3 protein-coding genes and 2 pseudogenes are annotated in these 1833 nt (G+C 54.9%); all 5 read right to left on the reverse strand.

Annotated features, from left to right (window positions below; genetic code table 11):
- A pseudogene (locus ACNKID_RS04495) lies at positions 1-186 on the reverse strand (septum site-determining protein MinC); the annotation flags it as partial.
- Positions 187-213: 27 nt separating this feature from the next.
- Positions 214-639: a hypothetical protein gene (locus tag ACNKID_RS04500; protein WP_417912241.1), complete on the reverse strand. Its 426-nt coding sequence runs from the start codon at positions 637-639 to the stop codon at positions 214-216.
- A gap of 166 nt (positions 640-805) precedes the next feature.
- Positions 806-1171, reverse strand: coding sequence for a cell wall hydrolase (locus ACNKID_RS04505; RefSeq protein WP_417912242.1), 366 nt, complete (start codon positions 1169-1171; stop codon positions 806-808).
- 178 nt (positions 1172-1349) lie between these two features.
- Positions 1350-1643 carry an HNH endonuclease gene (locus ACNKID_RS04510; RefSeq protein ID WP_417912243.1) on the reverse strand — a complete coding sequence of 98 codons (294 nt, stop codon included), beginning with the start codon at positions 1641-1643 and terminating at the stop codon, positions 1350-1352.
- Positions 1630-1833, reverse strand: a pseudogene (locus ACNKID_RS04515) (bifunctional folylpolyglutamate synthase/dihydrofolate synthase); the annotation flags it as partial. The pseudogene ACNKID_RS04515 and the gene ACNKID_RS04510, both read right to left, overlap by 14 nt.

The raw sequence follows: 1833 nt of genomic DNA on the forward strand, positions 1-1833 counted from the left end.
CAGCTCCCGCAGGCTGATCACCACCGGCGCATGGCGGAAAAAATCCTGTGCTTGCCGCACCTTTTCCGCCAGCTGAGCCGCCAGCTCGTCCAGCTCATTCCTCCGCAACGACAGCACCGGAATGGTGAACGCCGCACCTTTCAGATCAAAAACGGCTTTGCTGTCATTTTTTGGGGAATTGGGCATGATGATGCTTTGTTCTTCTGTAAAAAATCAGCCAGCCGCTCTGTTCTTATACGGATTGAAATCAGGATACAGCCGTTCCGCACAGTCCGGGCAGATGCCATGCGTGAAGTGCGCGTCAGACTGTTCTGTGATATATGTTTCCAGCGGCCGCCAGCCGCCGTCCTGCCCCCGGATGCGTTTGCAGGCAGCGCAGATCGACAGCAGACCTTCCAGATATTTCATTCGCTGAAACAGCTTGTTGGTCGAACGGATAACAAAAACCCAGACCAGAGCTATGATCACGCTTTCAAAAAGCGACTCCCGCCAGTTCACCGGCGTGTTTGGCGCGCCGAGCAGCAGGGCGGGAATGTCGATGATCTCGTCCAGCCAAATTAAGGCGATGATGCATGCGAAGGCCGCTGATTGCCAGACAGTCACCTGCTTGGCAATAGAATGCTTTCCGTCTGAATGCACAAAAAATAATCCTTAGGCTGCGGATTGACGTGTCAGTTATTCACTATAACCGTTTTCTGGATTAGTTCCAGCCGGAACTGCGCAGCGGAGATATTTTTGAGGGGAAAACAGGAGCCGCGAAACAGCGGCTGCGCACAGCGGCTGCCTCGCGGCTCGGAGGGCGGGATCAGTTGCGGTAGAAAAGATGATCGCCGTAGGTGGCGACATAGGTTTTGCTCTTGGCCCATTTGGGCTGCACATCGTGGCGATGGTAGTACGTCGCTCCTTTGGTGAAATCCTGGCTGGTCATCGCCTTCATCGCGCTCTGGACACTGGCGGCGAACGCTTCCGGCTCAGTGGGAAGATAGGATTTCTGAAGAAACGTCCAGCTGAACTGCTTAGGAGCAGTGACTACTTCCTCAACCGTTCGATTGCCTTGATTGGCCCGGTTGAGTGTGACATGGGCGACGGCGAGCTGCCCGATCTGGGGTTCGCTGCGGGCTTCGTGATAGATGTTCAGCGACAGCCACAGCAGTCCTTCGAGAAAACTCATAACCTGCACCTCGTTGATGGTTCACTATCAATCATCGTCGATCACTGTTCAGTCATCGTCGATCATCATCTGTCATCATTCGGCGCAATATACTCTCTTTTCAAGAAAAAGCAAGCCTTTTCTTTTTCTCCTTAAAAAAGAAAACAACTAATCGATATGTCAACGTCTTGCCAGCCGCTCACAAGGCTTCCAGCTCAGGGGGAAGAGAGGCTCTTTTGGCGCTGTTGCATTCCTTGCAGCAGGGAACAAGGTTGTTTTTCACCGAACGGCCTCCAACGGACAGGGGCACCACGTGATCCATAGTCAGTTCGCGGGCCGGAAACTTCCGTTGGCAATAATGACAGAGGCCCGGCGCGATTTTTTGCTGCCACCAGCGGCTGCGGCGCAAGTCTCTGGCCTTGTTGCGCTCGGCGCGGACAAAGGCATCGTCCACGCCGAAGCTGAGATCATCCCAGTCGTTATTTTTCCGCATCGGTCAAGCCTCCCAGGAGCAGCTCACGGGCCGCGCCAATCAAATAGAGCGAGCCGGACACACAAATCAGGTCATCTTCAGCCGCTTCCGCGCGAGCCTGATCAAGGGCCGCAGGAATCGAGGCCGCGCAGATGACCTTTGCCTGCAATGTTTCCGGCAAAACAGCGGCAAGCTGCTCCGGGCTGGCCGC

The organism is Candidatus Electronema sp. TJ, assembly GCF_048287355.1.
Taxonomy (GTDB): domain Bacteria; phylum Desulfobacterota; class Desulfobulbia; order Desulfobulbales; family Desulfobulbaceae; genus Electronema.